The organism is Ralstonia sp. OTU4908, assembly GCF_038440115.1.
GTDB classification, from domain to species: Bacteria; Pseudomonadota; Gammaproteobacteria; order Burkholderiales; family Burkholderiaceae; genus Ralstonia; species Ralstonia pickettii.
Map to the genome: position 1 here is coordinate 219,078 of NZ_JASATD010000003.1, position 15,972 is coordinate 235,049.

At 64.4% G+C, this 15,972-nt stretch carries 16 protein-coding genes; 4 read left to right on the plus strand and 12 right to left on the minus strand.

What is annotated here, in order from left to right; all coding sequences use genetic code 11:
* Positions 1-161: 161 nt before the first annotated feature.
* The 9 genes from flhC to AAHM38_RS04560 all read right to left on the minus strand — a co-directional run bounded on the left by flhC (position 162) and on the right by AAHM38_RS04560 (position 8,480).
* Positions 162-722: a flagellar transcriptional regulator FlhC gene (flhC, locus tag AAHM38_RS04520; protein ID WP_103519201.1), complete on the minus strand. Its 561-nt coding sequence runs from the start codon at positions 720-722 to the stop codon at positions 162-164.
* Positions 723-799: 77 nt separating this feature from the next.
* A complete protein-coding gene (gene flhD / locus AAHM38_RS04525) occupies positions 800-1,117 on the minus strand; it encodes a flagellar transcriptional regulator FlhD (protein ID WP_004627783.1) in 318 nt (105 codons plus the stop codon).
* 865 nt (positions 1,118-1,982) lie between these two features.
* Positions 1,983-2,879, minus strand: coding sequence for an SMP-30/gluconolactonase/LRE family protein (locus AAHM38_RS04530; protein WP_116575281.1), 897 nt, complete (start codon positions 2,877-2,879; stop codon positions 1,983-1,985).
* The gene (locus tag AAHM38_RS04535; RefSeq protein ID WP_116575282.1) at positions 2,876-3,730 is read right to left on the minus strand and encodes a citryl-CoA lyase; all 855 of its coding nucleotides are present in this window, start codon (positions 3,728-3,730) and stop codon (positions 2,876-2,878) included. Before AAHM38_RS04535 ends, AAHM38_RS04530 begins: the two co-directional genes overlap by 4 nt.
* A gap of 2 nt (positions 3,731-3,732) precedes the next feature.
* Positions 3,733-4,920, minus strand: a complete 1,188-nt coding sequence (locus tag AAHM38_RS04540; protein WP_116575283.1) for a CaiB/BaiF CoA transferase family protein — start codon at positions 4,918-4,920, stop codon at positions 3,733-3,735.
* 71 nt (positions 4,921-4,991) lie between these two features.
* Positions 4,992-5,786 (minus strand): IclR family transcriptional regulator, encoded by a 795-nt coding sequence (locus tag AAHM38_RS04545; RefSeq protein WP_009240454.1) that lies wholly within the window; start codon positions 5,784-5,786, stop codon positions 4,992-4,994.
* Between the two features lie 20 nt (positions 5,787-5,806).
* Entirely contained in the window at positions 5,807-6,811 is a 1,005-nt protein-coding gene (locus AAHM38_RS04550; RefSeq protein WP_116575284.1) for an ABC transporter substrate-binding protein, read from the minus strand.
* A gap of 33 nt (positions 6,812-6,844) precedes the next feature.
* Positions 6,845-7,675, minus strand: a complete 831-nt coding sequence (locus AAHM38_RS04555; protein ID WP_009240452.1) for an ABC transporter permease — start codon at positions 7,673-7,675, stop codon at positions 6,845-6,847.
* The gene (locus tag AAHM38_RS04560; protein ID WP_103519206.1) at positions 7,659-8,480 is read right to left on the minus strand and encodes an ABC transporter ATP-binding protein; all 822 of its coding nucleotides are present in this window, start codon (positions 8,478-8,480) and stop codon (positions 7,659-7,661) included. Before AAHM38_RS04560 ends, AAHM38_RS04555 begins: the two co-directional genes overlap by 17 nt.
* Positions 8,481-8,739: 259 nt before the next feature.
* Here AAHM38_RS04560 and AAHM38_RS04565 point away from each other — a divergent pair, with 259 nt between their 5' ends.
* A complete protein-coding gene (locus AAHM38_RS04565; RefSeq protein WP_103519207.1) occupies positions 8,740-9,252 on the plus strand; it encodes a FlxA-like family protein in 513 nt (170 codons plus the stop codon).
* A 156-nt stretch (positions 9,253-9,408) separates the two neighbouring features.
* A complete protein-coding gene (locus AAHM38_RS04570; protein ID WP_116575285.1) occupies positions 9,409-11,025 on the plus strand; it encodes a COG3904 family protein in 1,617 nt (538 codons plus the stop codon).
* A gap of 9 nt (positions 11,026-11,034) precedes the next feature.
* Here AAHM38_RS04570 and AAHM38_RS04575 read toward each other — a convergent pair whose 3' ends face one another.
* Positions 11,035-11,742 carry a GNAT family N-acetyltransferase gene (locus AAHM38_RS04575; protein WP_103519209.1) on the minus strand — a complete coding sequence of 236 codons (708 nt, stop codon included), beginning with the start codon at positions 11,740-11,742 and terminating at the stop codon, positions 11,035-11,037.
* A 376-nt stretch (positions 11,743-12,118) separates the two neighbouring features.
* Between AAHM38_RS04575 and AAHM38_RS04580 the strand changes: the two genes are divergently transcribed.
* Complete coding sequence (locus AAHM38_RS04580) at positions 12,119-12,715, plus strand: hypothetical protein (protein WP_257019769.1); 597 nt, start codon at positions 12,119-12,121, stop codon at positions 12,713-12,715.
* Positions 12,716-13,131: 416 nt separating this feature from the next.
* On the opposite strand, the gene AAHM38_RS04585 is transcribed toward AAHM38_RS04580, so the two are convergent.
* Positions 13,132-13,686 (minus strand): NADPH-dependent FMN reductase, encoded by a 555-nt coding sequence (locus AAHM38_RS04585; RefSeq protein WP_116575287.1) that lies wholly within the window; start codon positions 13,684-13,686, stop codon positions 13,132-13,134.
* Between the two features lie 43 nt (positions 13,687-13,729).
* Positions 13,730-14,947, minus strand: coding sequence for a cation:proton antiporter domain-containing protein (locus AAHM38_RS04590; RefSeq protein ID WP_116575288.1), 1,218 nt, complete (start codon positions 14,945-14,947; stop codon positions 13,730-13,732).
* 239 nt (positions 14,948-15,186) lie between these two features.
* Between AAHM38_RS04590 and AAHM38_RS04595 the strand changes: the two genes are divergently transcribed.
* A complete protein-coding gene (locus AAHM38_RS04595) occupies positions 15,187-15,948 on the plus strand; it encodes a CoA transferase subunit A (RefSeq protein WP_009240443.1) in 762 nt (253 codons plus the stop codon).
* Positions 15,949-15,972 lie beyond the last annotated feature (24 nt).

A 15,972-nucleotide genomic window follows, 5' to 3' on the forward strand; every position in this document is an offset into this window, starting at 1 on the left:
CTTTGCTTTTCTGCTCTTTGTATTGTTATGTGCCGATCTGCGCGGCTATTCCCGTATTTCCCGTACTGCTACCTTCTTTTCCCGTCCGCCCTTTTTTGTCCATCCCCCGGCGGTTCTGCAAGTCCCGTGTTCCCGTGTTCCCGTACCCTGCAATGCCGTTATCAGGCGTCGACCGTCTTTTCCGCGATCGCATCAACCGGAGCAGCGACGCGCTTTTTCTTCCCTGCGCGTGACGGCGGCTGGCACACACCGCACACGAAATCGTGGTGCAGGTCGTCTGCGTGGGCCACGAAATGGCCGGTGCAGCGCTTGCACTTCACGGTGTGCAGCATCTTCCCCTCGAAGAACTTCAGCATCATCCACGCGCGGGTGATCGAGAGCACCTCTTCCTGTTCGTGGACGTGAATATGTTCCTGGTACAGCTTGTAGGCCGAGATCAGGCGGCGCACACCGGTACTGCGGCTGTTCTCGCCCAGAAAACGGTAGATGTTCAGAAAGATCGACGAATGGATGTTCGGCGACCACGTCAGGAACCAGTCTGCCGAAAAGGGCAGCATGCCCTTGGGCGGCGATTCCCCACGAATTTCCTTGTACAGCTTGACCAGACGCTCACGGCTGAGCGTGGTTTCCTGTTCCAGCAATTGCAGACGGGCACCGAGCGAAATCAATTCCGCTGCAAGGTGGATCTGCTCAACTTCGTTCATGACGCTGGTGTGACGCATGGCACTGCTCCCGCTTTCGCTTGCTGCTCATCCAAAGTGCAATCTCTGAACCCGGCGGAACACCCGCCGCAAACGGTTCAGCTGATCTGCTCAACCGCCTGACGTGCCAGCAGAATCGACATTTGCGATTGCTGCAGGCCCTTGTCACGGTGCGGCTGGGTCACCAGACCCAGGATGGCGTGATCGTCGAAGCGGAAGCGGCACAGCATCATGTTCGTGCTGGCCAGCTTGACGATCTGCGCGGGCGACATCGTCAGCAGGATGTCAGCCAGTTCTTCGGAGATGCCGAGGCGAAACAGTGCGGCATCACGATCCTTGGCCAGCATCTGCTGGGCAAGCATCAAATAGGTGAGATTCAGTTCGCTGATCTCGGAAACAATGTCTTGCGTGTCCATGTATGTCCCGTCGTGTGCAGTAAAAGTACAACTTGCATCCGGTCTCGCATGGTGATGTCCGGTTGGCGCTATTTTTTTTGCGCCTACCCTCGCCGGGCTGTTCACCAATCCCCACAGATCGGATGTTTCCTGCAGTCGGCACCGTTGCCGGCACTTCCTGCCCCTTCTTACTCACGTCGCTAAAGACATGGCGAAGTTGTTTTCTGTTGAACACATTGTGGGTTTACGTCCGGGGTAAGTAAAGAAGGGGGGACCCCTACGTCGGAGGGGTGAGGTAGTCCATTTTTTTGTAGGCAATTTTCCTACAAATCTGTTAATAAACGTGGCAGACGAAGCCTTTGCCGACGCAACGGTCCAGGCTGGACGATGCGCTAAAGCGGGCGTTTGACACGTATTTACCCCAATGAACGCCGAAAGATAGCAATTAAATTGCCTAAAGTCGCCATAAATCGACAGTGAAGGCGTCGCACTTCTGCGACTCTGAGCATCGGATGCTGGGTTAACCGCTTGTAGGACACTTCTGACCCACTCCTACACGCCGTGTAGGACAGTTCCGACCGGTTTGGGGCTCGTTTTGTAGGACGGTTCCTACAGTCAAATGACGGTTTTGTAGGACGACTCCTACCCTTTTGTCTCTCTAAAAGATACTTGTACCTCTAATCGATACGAAAATCGCGCGAGGAACGAGCTTGCTCGGGCTGAAAAAGACGCATGCCGCACTTCCTTTGGTGCAGCGCGGCATAAAGTGCCGCATCGCCGTCTCGGGAAGGGAAAAACGTCGGAATTTTGACGATCTGAGGGCCGCCCCGTTTGTAGGACAGCTGTGGGACAACGCGGGTACCCGGGGGCTGCCCCGCGTCTGGGCTCAGCCGTGGCGGGGTGGGGTCCAGCGGGCGCGCAGTACGGTGCCCGTGGCAGATTCGGTAATGACGAGCGATTGCCCGTCCGGCGTGAGAGCAACGTTGGTGGTGGTGCGCCCACGACATGACGCGATACGCGCCAGTGGTTCGCCATGCGGCGAGACAACAAACACCGCGCCCAGCGAGGCATGCGCGACGAACAGGTGCCCGGCAGTATCCATCGCCATGCCGTCGGGGCCGCTGGTGCCATAGAACTGCGCGAAGCGGCCGACCTTGCTGGTGCTGCCGTCGGCAAGCAGCGGCAAACGCCAGACGGCGTTGTCGCGCGTCATGGCAACGAACAGCGCGGATTCGTCAGGAGTGAGCACCAGACCGTTGGGGCTCGGGCCATTGGCGAGCAGGCAATCGAGCCGGCCATCCGTACGCAGCCGATATACGCGGCCGGTGGGGTCGTGCAGGCCGGTCTGGCCTTGGTCGGTGAAATAGACATCGCCGTTGCGGGCGACGATCAGATCGTTGGGGCCCTTGAAGCGTTCGCTGTTGCGGCGGGTCAGGAACGGCGTGACCGCGCCCGTCGCGGGATCCAGCGACAGCAACCCATTCTTATAGTCCGCGATCAGCAGCGTGCCGTCGTGGCACAGCGCCAGGCCGTTCGGTTCGCCGTCGTACTCTGCCACCACATCCCAATCGCCCTGCGGAGAAACACGCAGGATGCGGCCATGCGGAATGTCGACCAGCCACAGATTGCCGCGCGCGTCCCAGCACGGTCCTTCCAGGAAGCAATCGACCGGCGCCCCGCCTTTGTTGGCGCGCGACCATTCTGTCGGCACCGGGCGGCGCAGCGCGGCCGGCATCTCCGTCAAGACGGTGGTTTCGATGATGGGCCAGTTGAAATACGTCATGGCGCGGTGGCGGGTTCGGCTTGCGCCAGGTGCCGCGTGCCGTGGCCGGTATAGCGGTACGGCAACTGGCGCGGCATCGGGCCCTTGTTGCGCTCGCCGCGGCTGCTTTGCTCCCATGCGTGCGCCAGGATGCCGACGGCCCGCGACAGGCAGAACACGCCGCGCGCCAGCGGCGCCGCAAAACCCAGTTCTGCATAGATGACGGCCGTGGCGCCGTCGATGTTCAGCGGAATCGGCTTGCCCTTGCGGTCGGAGAGCATCGCTTCGATGGCGCGGCCGATGGCGGCATAGCGCCCGCCGACCACGCCGTCCTGCGCAGCCTCGTCCACCAGCGCGAGCAACCGACCGGCGCGCGGGTCGACCGGGTGGAAGCGATGTCCGAAGCCCGGCAGGTATTTGCCATGCGCGGCGATAAACGCATCCACACCGGCCGCCGTGGCCGCCTCCAGCGAGGCCCCGTCGAACATGCGCGCCTCGATATCGTGAAGCAGCTCGACGGCCTGCTGCCCCGCCCCGCCGTGCACGTCGTCCAGCGCGTTCAACGCAGACGCCATCGCGCCGTTGAGCGGCAGGCCACAGCTTGTCGCCATCTTGGCTATCGCAATGGATGGCGCATGCGGGCCGTGGTCGACGGATGCGACCAGCGCCGCTTCCAGCAAGGCGGCCTGGCGCTTGGCGGGCAACTCGCCGCGCAGCATCAGCCAGATCATTTCGGCAAAACCGATCTGGCCGATCAGCTCCTGGATGGGGTAGCCGCGCACGTGGATACGGCCCGGTTCGATGTCGATGATGTCGGTGCGCCAGTAATCGGCAGCGAGGCCGGCGGCGTCCAGTGTCGGTGCGGTCGTCATGATCAGATGGCGCCTTCGGCGCGCAAGGCTTCGATTTGGTCGTGGCGGTAGCCGAGCCTGGCGAGCCAGTCGTCGGTATGGGCGGAGAGCAATGGCGCCGGTGTCTGCGGGCACGGATCTTCGCCCGAGAGGCGGAAGCCCGCGCGCGTCACGTGCTGCCCGGCTTCCGGGAAGGAGGTGACGAAGTTGCGGCCCGTCACCTGTTCGTGCGCGAGCACACCTGGCACGTCGAGCACCAACCCCGCCGGAACGCCGGCCTCGATCAGCAGCGGTTCCCATTCGGCAGCCGAGCGCGCCGCCAGAGCGGCCTCCAGTGCGTCATTGAGTTGCTGGCGATGTTCCTTGCGTGCATGGCGTTCGGCAAAGCGCGCATCGGTGGCAAGGTCCGGATGGCCGACCACGCGACACAGCGCGGCAAACTGCTTGTCTTCATTGGCCGCGATGTTGATCAGCCCATCGCCCGTGCGGAACGTGCCGGAGGGTGCCGCCGTGAAGTTCTGATTGCCCATCGGGTGCGGCGTCACACCGGCATTCAGGTAGTTGGAGACGACCCAGCCCATGGTGGCGAGCGTCGATTCCAGCATCGATACATCCACCATGCAGCCCTGCCCCGTGCGTTGCGCGCCGAGCAGGCATGCGGTGACGGCCAGCGCCGCCGTGATGCCGCCCACCGTGTCGCTGATCGGGTAACCCACGCGCAGCGGCGCGGATTCGTCATCGCCCGTGACGCTCATCACGCCGGAAATGCCCTGGATGATCTGGTCGTATGCCGGTCTGCCGCTGAGCGGGCCATCCTTGCCGAAGCCCGAGATGGCACAGTAGACAAGACGCGGATTCACCTCGCGCAGCACGTCGTAGCCGAGTTCCAGGCGGTCCATCACGCCGGGCCGGTAGTTTTCGATCAGCGCATCGGCCTGCGCCACCAGCTTGAGCAGGATCGCGCGCCCTTCCGGGTGCTTCAGGTTGACGGTGACGGACTGCTTGCCCGCATTGACGGCGACGAACGAGGCGCCCATCTTGCGGCGCGCCTGCTCGGGATCGGCCCCCAGACGGCGGGCGAGATCGCCATTACCGGGCACCTCCACCTTGATGACTTCAGCGCCGAGCAAACCCAGCTGATAGCCGCAGAACGGTCCGGCCAGCACGTTCGACAAGTCGAGCACGCGCAAACCCGCGAGAGGCAAAGCCATGAAAACAACTCCTGCTACACAGTCGGCTCCGCCCCTCGCCCCGCTCAGGAGGTTGGGCGCGTTGGCGGAGCCTAGGTTTTAGAGATCAATTGGGCAGCGAGACGCAGCGGCGCGGGGTCGCCACCCAGCGTGGACGTGATTTGCGCGGCGTGCTCCAGCACCGGCACGCGCCACGATTGCAGCAACGCCCCGTCGATGCGCGACGCAGGGCCTGCAAGGCACAGCGCACCCCGCAGCGCCTGCTGCACGCCAAACACCGGCACGGACAAGCCCACCGTTTCCCGATCGCGCTCACCGATCGACACGTAGTAGTGATCGCGCCGGATGGCGTCGTACGTGGCGCCTTGCATGCCCGAGAACGCGCACAGCACGCGCCCGCCCGACCCGCGCTCCAGCGGCAGCACATCGCCCTCGCGCACGTGATCGCGGATCGAATGGTTCGAATCTACGCGGTGCAGGCACACACGCACATCGCGCTCGCGGATGTAGAGCGACACCGCCTCACCCGTGGCCTCGGCCAGCGCGCGCATGTGCGGCAGCACCACGTCGCCCAGGCGCATGCTGCGCTGGTAGAGCGCGCCGAGCATCAACGGTGCGGCCCCGATCTGGTAGCGGCCGTCTTCCAGGCGAAACAGCATGCGATGCTGGATGAGCGAGCCGGCCAGCCGCAGGATCGTGCTCTTGTAGAGCCCGGTGCGCGCGGCCAGCTCGGCCAGCGTCAGCGCGTAATCGCCTGGACGGAACGCAAACAGGATCGAGAACGCCCGGTCCAGCGCGGCTACACCCGACTGCCCCGGCGTGGCGGCATCGCCCTCATTGGCGGCGGGCGTGATCTCGTTCTGGGTGGTTTGGCGCTCTGCGGTCATGGCGTGTTGGGCGAGACGGTTCACTTGACCGTCTTCAGGGCTTGGTCGACGAAGCGGTTAGTGTACGTTTTACTCAAGTCGATCTTGGCGTTGCGGATCTTTTCGTCGTAGCTGGAAAGCACCGTCAGGGCCACCTTGGCATCGGCATCGGTCATCAGGCCGTCCTTCGAAAAAATCGGCTTGGAGTGGCGCAGCGCATCGACAAACACATCACGGCCACCCACCTGCTGCTCCTTGGGCATCTTGTCGGCAATGGTCTCGGGCGTGCTGGCGTCGATCCACTTGAGCGTGCGGATGAAAGCGTTCACCAGACGCTGCACCGTCTCGGGATTCTTCGTCATGAAGTCGCGCGTGACATACAGCGTGGCGGTCGGGTAGCGGCCGCCGAACACGGCGTTGGAGCCGGCATCGGTGCGCGTATCGACGAGGAACTTGGCGGCGCGGCGCTTCTCCAGCAGGCTCGCCACGGGGTCGAAGTTCACCAGCGCATCGATCTCCTTGCGATCGAGCGCCACCATGCCCGGCGCACCAGACCCCACGGCGATGTACGACACGTCGTTCACCTGCAGCCCGCTCTTGATGGCGTAATAGCGGGCGAACAGATCGGTGGACGAACCCGGCGCGGTGATGCCGATCTTCTTGCCCTTCAGATCCTTGCCGCTCTTGATATCCAGGTCGGGCCGCACGGCCAGCACGATGCCTGGCGTAACGTTGAGCAGCGCCACAGACACAATGTCCTTGCCCTGCGCCTGAATGTGGATGGTGTGGTCATAGAAGCCCACCACCGCATCGGTCGAGCCGGCAATCAGCGCCTGCAGCGCCTTGCTGCCGCCGGCCTGGAAGTTCTCCACCTTCACGTTGAGCCCTTCCTTCTGAAAGTTGCCCAGCGACTGCGTAAGCGGCACCGGCATGTAGTTCAGGATCATCGAGCCGACCGACAGGCTCACGTCCTTCTTTTCCGGCTCGGCGGCGTTGGCTGCCGTACAGACGACCGCACACAGCAGGGCCGAAATCCATCGCTTCATGGTTGTCTCCATCATCGTTATAGGTATCGGGGGTCAGGCGCTGGTCTCGGGATCAGCCTTCGGGCGCCACACCAGCAACTTGCCTTCGAGCGCATCGACGCTGCGGTCCAGCGCAATCACGAAGGCCGACAGCACGACGATCCCCGAGAACACGCCGGTGGCATCGAACACGCCTTCGGCCTGCGCGATCAGGTGGCCGAGGCCGGCCGATGAACCGAGGTACTCCGCCACGATCGCGCCCATCACGGCCATGCCGACGGAGGCACGCAGGCTGGAGAGAATCCAGCTCGTGGCGGACGGCACATACACGTGGCGCAGCAGGCTGATGCGGCTGGCCTTGAGCAGGCGCGCGTTGGCCAGGATGACGGGGTTGACCTCGCGCACGCCCTGGTACGTATTGAAGAACGTGATGAACAGCACCATCGTCGCGCCCAGCGCCACCTTGGAGGTGAGCCCCAGCCCGAACCACATCACGAAGATGGGCGCGAGCAGGATGCGCGGGATCGCGTTGAAGACCTTGATGAACGGGTCGAGCACCTCGGCGGCCAGCTTGGACAAGCCGAGCCACAACCCGAGGCTGATGCCGAGCAGCGTGCCGATGCCGAACGAGAGAATCGTCTCGGCCAGGGTGATGGCGAGGTGCGTGTAGATGTCGCCGCCGGTAAACCACTCCCAGATGCGCGCGACGATCGACGACGGCATCGAGAAATAGAACGGGTCGACCACGCCAGAGCGGCCAAAGCCTTCCCACGCGCCGAACATCACCACCACCACGGCCAGCTGGAACAGGCGGATCTTGGTCTTGTGCGCGAGACCGGCGCGCTGCGGGCCCACGGCAGGCATCGTGTTAGTGCTGGACGGCATGGCTCTTCTCCACTTCGGTGCCGAGGATCGACCAGATCTCGCGATACAGGCGGATGAACGCGTCGGACATGTTGATTTCAGAGACGTTACGCGGGCGCGGCAGCGTGATTTCCACATCGCCAACCGGATGGCTCGCAGGCCCGGCGGACATGACGACCACGCGGTCGGCCAAGGCGATGGCCTCTTCCAGGTCGTGCGTAATGAACAGCAGCGATTTGCGGTCTTCCTGCCACAGCCGCAGCAGCTCGCTCTGCATGAGGTGGCGCGTGTGCACATCGAGCGCCGAGAACGGCTCGTCCATCAGCACGATCTTGGGCGAGAGGATCAGCGTCTGCGCCATGCTGATGCGCTTCTTCTGCCCGCCCGAGAGCTGATGCGGATAGCGTGCTTCGAAGCCCGCCAAACCGACCTTCTTCATCCACGGACGGGCGCGCTCGCGGGCCTCGTCCACCGGCATGCCCTGGAACACCAGGCCGAGCGCGACGTTGTCGAGCGCCGTCTTCCAGGGCAGCAGCGAATCCTGCTGCATCATGAAACCGGCATTGCCGTTGAGCCCGGTCAGCGGCTCGCCAAACACCGTGACGCTGCCGCCGGCCGGCTTGAGCAGCCCGGTCACGGCATTCAGCAGCGTGCTCTTGCCGCAACCCGTCGGGCCCACCACGGCCACGAATTCGCCTTCACCAATCGACAGGTCGACGCCCTGCACCGCCGTGAAGCTGCCGAACCGCACCGAAACCTGATTAAGCTGGACCGCCGGCAACCCGGCGTGGAGTCGGCCGCTGGCGGCCGGAGGGGAGGAAAGCATGGGCGTCTCCTTGAACGCGCATGATTCCGTGCGTTCCGTTTGATGGAATTTTGTTCTATTTTACAGACCATCGGCGACGCAGTTAACGGGCGTAAACCCGTAAACGCCTAACAAACCCGAGACGCAGGCGGCATTCGTACACCTTACACGCCATAAATTGTTCTTTCTGAAGAAATAATGTTCTTTCTGACAGAACAATAAGATTCAAGACTCGCCAGACTTATTAGCCTGGAGGCTAAAGTTTTCCGCCCGCCATCCGATGAAAGGCGTACTGATCAGCGAGATGGCCATGCAACTTTCCTCCCCTTCCGTTTCTACAGCGACCGCCGGCGCATCGGGCAGCGGGAGCACCTCGGCCGTTGACATCGAGCGCCTGCAGCGTCAACTCAAGAACCTGCAGAAGTCGATGCAGGATCTGCCTGCGCAAAATCTGCCGCCCGATCAGGCACGCGAGCAGGCCCAGTTGCTCAGCCAGCAGATCCAGATCGTGCAGGCGCAGATCGCGCGCCTTCAGGCGCAGAACGGCCTCGAGCAAGCGGAGACGCGGCTGGAGAACCGCCACAACGCCTCCAAGAACGCCTCGGGCACAGCCAATACCGATGCGGCCGCCAAGGCCCGCACGACAGACAAGGTCACCAGTTCGTCCACCGTAAGCGACACCCGTCAGCACACCCGCGAGGCAGCGCAGGCGCAGGCGGCACAGTCTGCCCACCCCGCCAGCGCAGAGGCCATCACGCCGGCCAAGCCGCCGCTGGTTTCCGTCAGGGCTTGACGGGCGCAGCGCGGCAGCGGCTCTTTTCGCGATGACGCCGTTGCCCTCGCCTGACCGCCTCGCTTATCACCCCCTCCCATCGGGGGGACGCCAGCTTGCGGTGCGGACAGCGACAATCGCCGCGCCGCCATCCTGTGTGCGGCATCGAGAACACGCATGACCTCCGCCGCCAGCGACGCCGCCCTGCCTCCGACCGCCCCCACCGATCCGCATCCGGAACGCACGCCATCGCGTAATTTCTTTGCGCGTCACTGGCGCGGCGATTACAGCCTCGCCCGCTCGTATTGGCTGCATACCGCGCTGATGCAATTTGGCGTGGTGGCGCTCAGCGCCGGCGTCACGCACGCGCTGGCGCATAACGCGCCCGCGCGCGCTGCGTCCTCCGCGCTGCTCGTGATTTACGTGATGGGATTGGCGCTCTGGATCTGGGCGGTGGTGGGCACCTGGCGCGCGGCCGACCGGGAGCAAGCGCGCAACCGGCATGCCGGCCTGTCGAACCCATGGCCGCTGATCGCCAAGGTGATGATCGTGCTGGGCGCTGTCGGCACCAGCTCGCGCGTCGTCAACGATGGGCCCCGCCTGAGCGCGCATCTGCGCACCGCACTGGGTGAACAAGCCGCGTCGCCATTTGCGGTGATACCGCAACGGGATGGCCGCGCCATCCTGTTCAGCGGCGGCATCAACGATGGCGCCGCCGATGCGCTGGAGGCCGCGCTGCGCAAGGCGCCAAACGCCACCGCCGTGGTGCTCCGCTCCGAAGGCGGGTGGCTGCGCGAAGGGACGCTGGTGGCAGACGTCATCCGCCGACATCATCTGCGCACGTATGTTGAGCGGGCCTGCGCCTCGGCCTGCACGATCGCCTTCCTGGCAGGCGAAGACCGCGCCGCCGCACCTGGCGCGCGACTCGGCTTCCACCGCCCGCGCGCGGTTGGCGCCGAGCACGACCAGAGCCCCGGCGCCACCGACAGCGAACTTTGGCGTGCCTATTCAGATGCCGGGTTGCCCGATGCCTTTGTGCGCCGCGTCCAGGACACACCGTTCGACCAGATGTGGTTTCCCACCGCGCAGGAACTGCTGGCCGACCATGTCGTCACGCGCGCGTCGCCCGGTGGCGAATACGCAACCATGGCCACGCAGTTGAATACCCGCGAAGCGCTGGCCGCAGAGCTGCGCAGCGCGCCGCTGTACGCAGCGTTGGAGCGTAAATACCCGGCGCACTTCAGCCGGTTGATCGACACGCTGTGGCCAGAGCTGCAGCGCAACGTGACCGATGCGCAGGCCATGACGCTGCTACGCGAGCAGACAGGCAAGCTGTATCGCGCACTGATTCCGACTGCGCCAAATGCATTGCTCTTTGCCAACGCCCAACTCACGCTTGAGCAGGCGCAGGCCCTGCAGCGGGTGAGCCCTGAAGCCTGCGTCGCTTATCTGGATGGCACGCCTGGGGCAAGCGCCGCTGCCGCGCGTCTGCCGCGCACGCTCGTCACGCGCGAGCAGACGTTGTTCTCCGACCTGATGCAGGCTGCCGACCCGGACCACGCGCCGGTTGTCACGCGCGCGCAAAGCCTGCCGGTGCCGCAACTGGCCGTGGCTGCGCTTCCGCCGGCTCAACAGCGCGTGCTGACCGTCCCCGCGCTGCGGCACTCCACGCCGCCGGCCGAGCGCTGCCAGGCGCTGATCGGCTTTTCCCGCTCCATCCTGGCGCTGCCGGAAGCCGAACGCGCGCTGGCGCTGCGCGGCATGTACGCCGATACGTCCGCGCCCGGTTCCTAGCAAGGCCCTTCAGGCTGAACGCAACGCAGCCAGCGACGCGCGCTGGCGCCCATCTTCATCAAAGTTCTCAGGCGACAGCCATTGCTCGAATGCGGCCCGCGCCTGCGGCCAATCGGCATCGATGATGGAAAACCACGCGGTATCGCGGCTGCGGCCCTTGTAGACCACCGCCTGGCGGAAGATACCTTCGAACTGAAAGCCCAGCCGCTGCGCAGTCTGCCGCGACGGCGCGTTCAGGCTGTCGCACTTCCACTCGTAGCGCCGATAGCCGAGGTCTTCAAAGACGTGCTTCATCAGCAGGAATTGCGCTTCCGTCGATGCCGGCGTGCGTTGCAGCAGCGGCGAGAACGTAACCGCCCCCACTTCCACCACGCCGTGTTCTGGCGTGATGCGCATCAGCGCCAGCGTGCCGACCGGCCGATCATTGCGCGCGTCGATCACCGCGTACTGCAGCGGATCTCGCTTCGCCGCAATGCGCTCGATATAGGCGCGGTGTGCGGCGATATCGGTAAATGGGCCCTCCACCATGTATGTCCAGACGCGGTCGTCCTGGGCCTGGCGGAACGCATCGAAGAGCGCGTCGGCGTGACGGGCGGCGTCAAGCGGCTCCAGCCGGCAGTAGCGGCCGGCGAGCGGCGTATGCGGCGGCAGCGGCCGGGCCGACCAGCCGGACATCGGCGCGCCGATGGGTTGCTGATAAGCGTTGAGCGTAGTCATGCGTGGAACCCGCACCGAAAGCAACAAGGACCTCTCACCCTACCTAACTTTCTGGCCCTATGAAAAGAGCCATGGATGGGCATGCCGATAGAGCCACATCAACACACCTCCGGCCGGATTAAACCGTTCGATGCCCCGCCACACGCCGCTAGCGCACCTGCATGCGAATCGATATGTTGGTGGCGGGGGAAGACAGCGCCACGTAGAGGCGCGGGCATACGTATTGCTGTGCAGGGGTATGCACACGCCCACGGAATCGTCCGCCATCTTTTCTGCCAGGAGCCCGCGAGTGGCGCCGTTTATTACAGAGTGGTATCGCCGCTGGGGCCGCTGCGTCCGATACATATGCGCAGCCGTATGGATCACCTTTGCCGGCATGGCTCCGTGGAGCCTGACCGGGGCGGCGCCGAAATTCGCCTACCCGGTCACGCAGCGCGTCGACGCCAGTGCGAGCCTCGCATTGCCGCGCACGTGGGGCCCATTGCGGCTGACCAGCGAAACGCCCATTCCGTCCATTGCGGCGACCATCAACTCGCCGTTCGGTCCGTCACGGCTCGTGTTTGCACAGCAAACCGTGGCGCCGGAGAGCTTCGCGCTGGTCACGGTGCGCAAATCCGATTTCGACAAAGGCACGCCCGATTACCTCGAAACCCTGCGGCCACGGGATCTGGCCATCCTGCTCAACCACATGGAATCACGCGTGCATGGCGATCGCCCGGCCTGGGCCGCCCGCCTCGTGCGCGGCAAGGCCCCGGCATTGCAGGTGCTTGCCGGGCGCCGGGTCCTCTACTGGGAAGGCGAATGGAGCACGTCCGCCGCCCGAACGGTCGTCGTGCGCGGGTATGCTTTCTTTGGTAACGGTGCGGTTTATCTCCTGCGCATATTCGGCACCGCAAGCGGCAGCGAACCGGTGGAATTTGCCGAAGAAGCGCGCTTTGCCGACCTGGTCGCCGCTACCTTCCACACGAAATAGCCGCCGAGCCTCTGCTGTAATTGTTGCAACGCAACAACAAGAGTAGCGCTGGCAACGGCGCCCGCTCCCAAGCGCAGGCCAGTCCACGCAAGGACTGAAATCTGTTGTTACTCTTGGAACAGTCTGTTCACGCGACGCCGTATTGTTCTTCCGCATTGCAACACCTACACTTCGTGACAGTTGTTCAGACATCGATTGCCTGAACAAGCAATGCAAGTGTTGTAAGGAGAACAATGATGAAATGGTTGGATATTGGCGCCGTCATGGCCGCCTGGATCGCGAGCTGCGTGGCAGCAGGCTGGCTCATCAGCGCCGCCGCTTTCCTGGCTTAACGCCCTGCCCTAAGGCATCGGGCAAAACGGCCGAGCGGGAACCCCTTCCCCGCGCGGCCCTGAACACCCCAGTTGATCGATTCGTCAGGCCGGCTTCTGCCCCGCCCACTCGACGAATCGGTCAACAAACCCCTGCAAGAACTGGCGCGTACGCGCATCCGTCACCCCGCCCTGGGCATCAAAGGGCTCCCCCGCAAAGTGGAAGAACACCTCCGGCAACGGTAGGATCTTCACGCCGACCGCCGCGAGCACATTGCGCAATTGCGCCTGCGACAGTGCCGTGCCAATTGCGCCTGGCGATGCACCCGCAATGCCTGCCGGCTTGCCGCCCCACACACTCTGGCCGTACGGCCGAGAACCCCAGTCAATCGCGTTCTTCAGCACGCCCGGCATGCCGCGGTTGTATTCCGGCGTGACGAATAACAGGGCATCCACGCCTGCCACCGCCGCCTTGAAGCGCTGCACCGGCTCGGGCAGGCTGGCATCCAGATCCTGGTTGTAGAGCGGCAGCTCCCCAATTTCGATGAACTGCGCCGTCGCGCCGGAAGGCAGCAAGCCTGCCAGCGCCTGCGCGAGCTGGCGATTGAACGACGCCTTGCGCAGGCTCCCGACAATGACTCCGATGGTCAGATTGCTCATGAACGCTCCTTAGGGGCAAAACGGTTCAGGACAGCCCTGATGCTCAATCCGCCGTTGCCGGCTCGGGGGCCACCTCGCGCTTGAGGCGGTTGATCAGGGCAAACATCAGCGGGTTCAGCAGGATCGACAAAATCGCCGCCGCCAACAGCAGCCCCCGTGCACGGTCAGGCAGGATTTCCAAGCTGATCCCCAGCCCAATCAGAATGAACGAAAACTCGCCGATCTGCGCAAGGCTGGCAGAAATCGTGAGCGCCGTGCGGTTGCCGTGACCAAACGCACGCACCACCGCAAACGCGGCCAGCGACTTGCCGACCACCACGATCAGCACCGTGCCGAGCACCGCCCAGGGGTCTTCAATCAGCACGCTGGGGTCGAACAGCATGCCCACCGACACGAAGAACAGCACCGCAAATGCGTCGCGCAAGGGCAGCGATTCTTCCGCCGCGCGCTGGCTGAATTCGGACTCGGCCAGCACCATGCCCGCAAAGAACGCGCCGAGCGCGAACGACACGCCAAACAGCACCGTCGCCCCATAAGCGACGCCCAGCGCCGTGGCCAGCACACCGAGGCGGAACAGCTCCCGGCTGCCCGTCATGACAATGCGTTCCAGCATCCAGGGGATCACGCGGCGGCCCACCACCAGCATCAGCGCGGCAAACGCCACCACCTTCGAGAGCGTGACCGCCAGCACCTTGATGATGTCCCATGCGCCGACCGCTGTGCTGCCTGCGCCGCCCAGCGCACCGGCCAAGGCCGGCAGCAGCACCAGCGTCACCACCATCACGAGGTCTTCCACGATCAGCCAGCCCACGGCGATATGGCCTTCGTGCGAGTTGTCGATGCCGCGATCCTCCAGCGCCTTGAGCAGCACCACCGTGCTCGCCACCGACAGCGCCAGCCCGAACACCAGCCCCGGGCCCCAATCCCACCCAAGCAGCCACGCCAGGCCCATGCCCATGAGCGTGGCCAACGCAATCTGCCCGATGGCACCCGGAATGGCGATGGCCTTGACCGCTAGCAGCTCCTTCATCGAGAAATGCAACCCCACCCCGAACATCAGGAGGATCACGCCCAGCTCGGCCAGTTGCGGCGCGAGGCTTTGGTCGGCCACGAAACCGGGCGTGAACGGCCCCGCCACCACACCCGCCATCAGATAGCCGACCAGCGGCGGCAGGCGCAGGCGCTGCGCGATGGTGCCGAAGATGAAGGCCAGCACGATGCCACCGATGATGGTAGAGATGAGCGGGGTGTCTACGTGCATGCGTTCGTGGAAAGGGGCGGGTTCAAAAACGGGAGGGCGGAAAAGCAGGGAAAGGGGCCGGGCCGGCCCTGGTGCGACAACGGCGGCGCGGATTTATTCACGTTGCGTCACAACTATAAGGATTGCCCTTTGCGAAACCTTACGAAGCAAATGTCATGCAGAAGACATCGCGCCGCAAACCCCGCTCCTACACTGCGCCGCAGACCCGCTCGCCCCGGGCGGCCCCAAGGAGACGACACATGCGCTACGCCAACAAAGTCCTTTCCGTGGACGAGGCCATCGCCCACGTCCGCAGCGGCAGCCGCCTGATGCTTGGTGAATTCGTGGGTGCCGGCGAGCCGGCCTGCTGCATCGAGGCGCTGCTCGCCAGCGGCATCGGGCAACTGACGCTCATCACCAACACGCCGGGCCTGCGCGGCGGTTTTCTCAAAGCCCGGCTGTTCAGCTCGGGCCAACTGGCCGAGTTCATCGGCACGCACGTCGGCACGACGGACGAATCGACGCAGGCTTACCTGACCGACTCCGTGCGCGTGGCCGAGTTCTTTCCGATGGGCACCTGGGCAGAAAAAGTGCGCGCCGGCGCGCTGGGCCTGGGCGGCGCCCTCGTGCCGGTGGGGGTGGGCATCCTCGACCAGCCCGGGATGTTTCCCAAGCGCGGCGCCCCCAAGCAGACGCTCACCGTCGACGGCACGACGTGCTTCGTGGAGCCGCCGCTGCGCGCCGACGTGTCGATCATCAAGGGCTGGCGCGCCGATACCTTCGGCAACGTGGAGTTTCGCGGCACGGCACTGCAGAACCAGCGCGACATCGCCATGGCCGGCGACTACACCATCGTCGAGGTGAACGAAATCGTCGAAGTGGGCACGATTCCGCCCGAGCGCGTGGGCTGCCCGGGTGTGTTCGTCAATGCGGTGGTGCAAGGGCTGTCGCTGGATGACCAGCATGCGCTCTACAGGCACCACTGGACGAAGCTCGGCCGCCTGCCCGCCGCCGAAGCGTGATCGTCAGACCCACAACGAGGAGAC